This window comes from Eubacterium sp. MSJ-13 (assembly GCF_018918235.1).
Lineage (GTDB): Bacteria > Bacillota > Clostridia > Lachnospirales > Lachnospiraceae > Butyribacter.
The window spans coordinates 1-5591 of the sequence record NZ_JAHLQE010000054.1; the positions used below are offsets into that span (position 1 = coordinate 1).

8 protein-coding genes are annotated in these 5591 nt (G+C 37.1%); 4 read left to right on the forward strand and 4 right to left on the reverse strand.

Going from position 1 to position 5591, the window contains the following annotated elements; all coding sequences use genetic code 11:
- Positions 1-79: 79 nt before the first annotated feature.
- The 3 genes from KQI69_RS03430 to KQI69_RS03440 all read right to left on the reverse strand — a co-directional run bounded on the left by KQI69_RS03430 (position 80) and on the right by KQI69_RS03440 (position 2299).
- The gene (locus tag KQI69_RS03430; protein ID WP_216563889.1) at positions 80-1258 is read right to left on the reverse strand and encodes a sugar MFS transporter; all 1179 of its coding nucleotides are present in this window, start codon (positions 1256-1258) and stop codon (positions 80-82) included.
- A gap of 16 nt (positions 1259-1274) precedes the next feature.
- Positions 1275-1901, reverse strand: coding sequence for a sugar O-acetyltransferase (locus KQI69_RS03435; protein WP_216563890.1), 627 nt, complete (start codon positions 1899-1901; stop codon positions 1275-1277).
- Between the two features lie 92 nt (positions 1902-1993).
- Entirely contained in the window at positions 1994-2299 is a 306-nt protein-coding gene (locus KQI69_RS03440; protein ID WP_216563891.1) for a hypothetical protein, read from the reverse strand.
- A 94-nt stretch (positions 2300-2393) separates the two neighbouring features.
- Between KQI69_RS03440 and KQI69_RS03445 the strand changes: the two genes are divergently transcribed.
- From KQI69_RS03445 to KQI69_RS03460, 4 genes are all read left to right on the forward strand, one after another.
- Positions 2394-2819 carry a cupin domain-containing protein gene (locus tag KQI69_RS03445; protein ID WP_216563892.1) on the forward strand — a complete coding sequence of 142 codons (426 nt, stop codon included), beginning with the start codon at positions 2394-2396 and terminating at the stop codon, positions 2817-2819.
- An 11-nt stretch (positions 2820-2830) separates the two neighbouring features.
- Positions 2831-3004 (forward strand): helix-turn-helix transcriptional regulator, encoded by a 174-nt coding sequence (locus tag KQI69_RS10630; RefSeq protein ID WP_216563893.1) that lies wholly within the window; start codon positions 2831-2833, stop codon positions 3002-3004.
- Between the two features lie 47 nt (positions 3005-3051).
- Positions 3052-3933, forward strand: coding sequence for a LysR family transcriptional regulator (locus tag KQI69_RS03455; protein WP_216563894.1), 882 nt, complete (start codon positions 3052-3054; stop codon positions 3931-3933).
- A 159-nt stretch (positions 3934-4092) separates the two neighbouring features.
- Positions 4093-4434 carry a phenylpyruvate tautomerase MIF-related protein gene (locus KQI69_RS03460; RefSeq protein ID WP_216563895.1) on the forward strand — a complete coding sequence of 114 codons (342 nt, stop codon included), beginning with the start codon at positions 4093-4095 and terminating at the stop codon, positions 4432-4434.
- A 216-nt stretch (positions 4435-4650) separates the two neighbouring features.
- On the opposite strand, the gene KQI69_RS03465 is transcribed toward KQI69_RS03460, so the two are convergent.
- A complete protein-coding gene (locus tag KQI69_RS03465) occupies positions 4651-5502 on the reverse strand; it encodes an aldo/keto reductase (protein WP_216563896.1) in 852 nt (283 codons plus the stop codon).
- Between the last annotated feature and the right edge of the window lie 89 nt (positions 5503-5591).

Here is a 5591-nt window from a genome sequence, read left to right on the forward strand (position 1 = left end):
GGCTATTTTCTAGCCGGTGCTATATCCAGTTGTTCATTTTATGGCTGAACTGTTACTTACAATGAGTGTCATAATTTCCTTAAACCTTCTTTCCTTGACATAAAGCATATATTCCGGCAAATAAAATAACAGGTGATATTATTCCGGCAAGTATCCCCATTCTCATATTTCCCACTGCACTTGACACAAAACCCACCAGTGTCGGTCCACCAGAACATCCAAGATCCCCCGCCAAAGCAAGCATAGCAAAAAGTAATGTTCCCCCTCTCCTTAGTGCAGCCGATGCCTTGCTAAAAGTGCCCGGCCACATAATCCCTACGGAAAAACCACAGATTCCGCATCCAATCAGCTCAACCATCGGTATTGGAATAAGAGATATACAAAGATATGATACTATACAAAGAACACAACTTAACTTCATAAACCTGTCTAGATCAAGTCTGTCTCCATATTTACCATAAATAAGTCTCGAAAGTCCCATAAGTATTGAAAATGACATCGGTCCAACAAGATCTCCAAGTGTCTTTGTAATACCAAGCCCTTCCTCAGCAAAAGTCGATGCCCACTGGCTTACCGCCTGTTCAGAAGCTCCTGAACATACCATCATAATCATAAGAATCCAAAATATTTTTTCATGAAAAAGCTCTCTGAGACTCATTCCCTTTTCTTCTTCGCTCATAAGGCTATATATCGGAACCTTCGTAAAAAGAATCAGATTCCCGATAGGAATGATTGTCCAAAGCAGTGTAAGTACCTTCCAGTGATTAATACCCATTATTGTAAAAAATATTGTGGAAATAAGTACAACACCCGTACATCCCCAGCAATAAAAAGAATGTAAAAGACTCATCGCCGCTTCCTTGTTATCTGTCGGACATGCTTCAATAATCGGACTGATCAACACCTCTATGAGCCCTCCTCCGATTGCGTACACAAACACAGCTATCAATATTCCGATAAAAGGATTCGGTGTTATCTCAGGAAGAACCGTTAATAATGCCAGACCAAGTGCTGCACATATATGAGCTATTATGACGGACGCCCTGTAACCTATTTTATCTATAAAGCCCGCTGACAACATATCAATTAGCAACTGTATCATAAAGTTTACTGTAATAAGCAATGTAATCTGGGTCAATGGAATATTATAACTCTTCTGAAAAGTAACAAACAACAGAGGAACAAAACTATTCACAATTGCCTGTACTATATATCCTATAAAACAGGCATATGTTGTCTTTTGATAATCGAATTTCATTTCTCATTTTCTCCTGTCACTGCTTTTTGCAGATTTCTTCCCATGCTTCATCATCAATTTCTTCAGTATGAAATACTTTTCTTCTATCGTCCTCTGTAATTTTACGAATCACCCGGCATGGATTTCCAGCAGCAATCGACCAATCTGGAACATCTTTCGTCACCACACTTCCTGCTCCAATAACCACATTACTTCCAATATGTACTCCAGGACAAATAACGCTGTTGCCGCCTATCCACACATTGTCTCCGATTGTCACTTCTTTTCCATATTCAAACATGGAATTGCGTGTATCCGGATGGACCGGATGTCCTGCTGTATAAATGGCTACATTGGGAGCCATAAAACAATTCTCTCCAATCCTTACACTTGCCACATCTATAATGGTGCAATTATAGTTTGCAAAGAAATTTTCTCCCACCTCTATATGAGAGCCATAATCACAATAAAATGGCGGATTGACCGCACATTCTTTACCTGTTTTTCCAAAAATGTCTTTTACGGTTTCTGCAATTCCATCAAAATCGGAACGATCCATAAAATTAAGTTTTTGCAATTTTTTTCTGCACACACTCTGTTCTTCCATAACCGCATTATCACTGACATACAAAAGCTGCATATCTCTTCTTTTTCTCATGTCCATAATTTATTTCTCCATTTCTGTTAAATTTTTTACCCACTTATATTTTTTATAGTGTCTAAACACTGCCGGCAGTTTTACAATCTCATCGAGATTCAGTGTAAATATACTATTGGTATCGGTAATTTCAGTATAAATGCCACCAGACAGCCAAGAGGAACTGCAAAGCACCACATAGTAATTGTATCACATTTTAATCCAAATTTTGTGTCACCACCGGCAGGAAAAATTTCTCCAATAGTCATTGCATTGATTGACTTACCAACAACATAATAGCTGCTCATAAACAGCACATATTTCAGATATCCTGAAGCCGTAACTGACAGACTTGTAAAATGTAGTATTCCCGGTATCAGCAAAATAATAATAACTCCTGTAAAAACACCAGACAATACCGACATCTTACTTCTTTTATTAAGATACTCCATATTAATTGATTTTTATATAAAAATCTGCCATAATTATATAACAATCGTTCGCAATCAGGAGGTTTGTATGAACAATAAATATATAGATATTGTGTTAAATTCAGATTACTCTGAAAATGTAACTTATAATCATCCGGATTTCCCTGTGTATATAAAAAAGGAAAAGCTTTCACACTATCCTGATTATCGTGCCGTTAGTCACTGGCATGACGATCTGGAATTTATTCTAATTTTAAATGGACAAATGTCTTATGATGTCAATGGACAGAAAATTTTCTTACAGACAGGAGATGGAATTTTTGTAAACAGCCGCTGTTGTCATTATGGTTACTCCAATACGCATAATGAGTGCCTTTTTATCTGTATTCTGTTATCTCCACTGCTCCTTTCTGCAAACAATTATTTTATAGAAAATTATTTAAATCCTATGACACTTCTTCCGCTGGAAATTGTTGTAAAACAAAATGCACATCACTTTTTCAAAGATATTTAACTACATCACCAATGCTGTATGTAAACCACTATCGCTTAGAAAAGTCAATTTTTCTTCTCAGAAATACAACTATATCTATTACTGAGATAGCCTATGCGTGTGGATTTTCAAATACAAGTTACTTTTGTGAAATTTTCCATAAATATTATAATACCACACCAAAAAAGTTCCGCAACGGAAATTGAAAGTACATTAACTGCATAAAAGACTACTAAAAAGGAGAGATATAATTATGTTGCTGCGTCAAATTGAATACTTACAGGCTGTAATCGAAAATGGGAATTTTTATCTAGCTGCCGAACAGTGCAATGTCTCGCAGTCTGCCATTTCCCAGCAGATAAAAAAATTAGAAGACGAACTCGGAGTAAAACTTTTAGAGCGGCATAACCGCACATTTTCCCTGACTCCTGCCGGAGAACATTTTTATCGCAAAAGCCTTATCATATCAGGAGATTTAAAACAACTTGTCCGTGAAACTAAGAAAATTGCAGACAATAATAATGCCGTTTTGCGAATCGGCTACTATAAAGGTTATCACGGAAATGAACTCTCAGAAGCGATTGCTTTATTTTCCGAAAAATACCCTGCCGTAGATGTAAAAATCATGGTTGGAAGTCATGAGGAATTGTATCACGCAATGGAAAATAACTCTGTTGACCTTGCAATCAATGACCAAAGGCGTGCCTTTTCCGACGCATATAATAATGAAATTCTTGCAGAAAGCAAGATTTATATTGAACTTTCTTCCAAAAATCCACTTAGCAGATTAAGTGCACTTGAAATAGATGACTTAAAAAATACACCTTGTATTCTTGTGATCAACCAGACCGGACAAAAGGAAGAACAAGATTATTACGAAAATATAATCGGATTGCAGGGGGATTTTCTCTTTGCAGACACCATGCAGGAGGCAAGACTTAAAATTATAACAGGACAGGGATATATGCCTGTAGATGTGATTGGTGAACAGGTCTGGTTTGACACGTCCGTCAGCAGAATACCGCTTGTAAGAAAAAAATCCCCTGTCAAAAAAGTATATTGTGCATTTTGGAAAAAAGATAATTCCGGATATTATATTGAGGAGTTTGCTGAAATTCTTAAGGCCTGCTTTTAATATCAAGCTAAAAACAAGCAAAATATACACATACGATTTTTAATATTTTATCTATGAAAATAAATCCCCTTGACTTAAAATCCCTTTTTCCTTACACTTAATAAAAAGTGGATAATCCGCTTCAACAACAGCATTTATATGCAGAAAGAAGGTTTTACTATGCCATTTATTGATTCAAAAGTAACTGTTTCCCTCTCACCTGAGAAAGAGGAAACCATCAAACAGAAATTAGGACAGGCTATAGGCACATTAGGAAAAACAGAAAGTTTCCTTATGGTAGGTTTTAAGGATGATTACAGCCTTTATATGGGCGGCAACAAATTAGACAAAGGTGCTTTCGTTTCTGTCCGTGTATTCGGTAAGATAAATCCAGCACAGAGCAATGACATGACCGCAAAGATATGTCAGATTTTTGCAGATGAACTTGACATTCCGGGACAGAATGTATATGTCACATATCAGGGTATAGCCGACTGGGGCTGGAATGGAAGTAATTTTTAATTTATGTTCAGGCATCCGCCAATTTTTTTAACCAAAAACTTTTTATTATTTAATTTAAAATAAAACCATAAAAGAGCTTTGTTTCAATATCTTTTTTGAATCAAAGCTCTTATTTTTTATAAATGATGTTGGGGCAAAATACCTTTTGCCCCTGACTAATGCCATTTATCATCATATTTCTATGCAGTTTTCTAAATCCTGCATCACTTACCTTTTTTAATCATGCACCTTAAGTCCGTGAAGCATCTTTACAAACTCAGGATTTGAATGATCTACTATCTCACTATGTCCGAGGTCAAGTTTTGAGATTTCTTTCATATCATCATCTGAAATCTCGAAATCAAATACATCCATGTTCTGCTCCATGCGGTCTTTGTGGACTGACTTAGGTATTACCACAACACCCCTCTGCACATTCCATCTGAGTGCTACCTGTGCAGGTGTCTTTCCATATTTCTCTCCTATAGCGGCAAGAACAGGATGTGTAAATATTCCATGGTTTCCCTCTGCAAACGGTCCCCATGCCTCAGGCACAACACCGTATTCTTTCATAATGCCAAGTGCATTTTCCTGCTGGAAGAATGGATGAAGCTCCACCTGATTTACCATAGGTTTAATCTCAACTGTCTCACAGAAATCTGTAAGCACATGAGGATAAAAATTGCAGACACCGATTGCTTTTAACTTGCCCTCCTTATACATCTCCTCCATAGCACGGTATGCACCGTAGTAATCACCCATTGGCTGATGGATAAGATAAAGGTCAAGATAATCCATTCCAAGTTTTTTAAGTGACCTCTCAACAGCCGCTTTCGCACCCTCATAGCTTGCATCCTGAACCCAAAGCTTAGTTGTAACAAAAAGTTCTTCTCTAGGCACACCACACTTTGCGATAGCTGCTCCGACTGCCTCCTCATTCATATAAGCTGCTGCTGTATCAATAAGACGATACCCACTCGCAATAGCATCCAAAACAGCCTTTTCACATACATCATGCTCAGGCACCTGAAAAACTCCAAAACCGAGAAGTGGCATCTTCACTCCGTTACTTAATGTTGTAAATTCCATAATAAAACCTCTTTTCTGCACACATTCTTTGGTGCATAATGTGAAATATAATATATTTCACATATAAGATTTGTGTCAAGTGTGCGCAG

Excerpts from the sequence above, each read along its gene's own strand:
- KQI69_RS03435 (WP_216563890.1), bottom strand. The coding sequence starts at position 1,901 with ATGGACATGAGAAAAAGAAGAGATATGCAGCTTTTGTATGTCAGTGAT.
- KQI69_RS03430 (WP_216563889.1), bottom strand. The coding sequence starts at position 1,258 with ATGAAATTCGATTATCAAAAGACAACATATGCCTGTTTTATAGGATAT.
- KQI69_RS03465 (WP_216563896.1), bottom strand. The coding sequence starts at position 5,502 with ATGGAATTTACAACATTAAGTAACGGAGTGAAGATGCCACTTCTCGGT.
- KQI69_RS03445 (WP_216563892.1), top strand. The coding sequence starts at position 2,394 with ATGAACAATAAATATATAGATATTGTGTTAAATTCAGATTACTCTGAA.
- KQI69_RS10630 (WP_216563893.1), top strand. The coding sequence starts at position 2,831 with ATGCTGTATGTAAACCACTATCGCTTAGAAAAGTCAATTTTTCTTCTC.
- KQI69_RS03455 (WP_216563894.1), top strand. The coding sequence starts at position 3,052 with ATGTTGCTGCGTCAAATTGAATACTTACAGGCTGTAATCGAAAATGGG.
- KQI69_RS03440 (WP_216563891.1), bottom strand. The coding sequence starts at position 2,299 with ATGTCGGTATTGTCTGGTGTTTTTACAGGAGTTATTATTATTTTGCTG.
- KQI69_RS03460 (WP_216563895.1), top strand. The coding sequence starts at position 4,093 with ATGCCATTTATTGATTCAAAAGTAACTGTTTCCCTCTCACCTGAGAAA.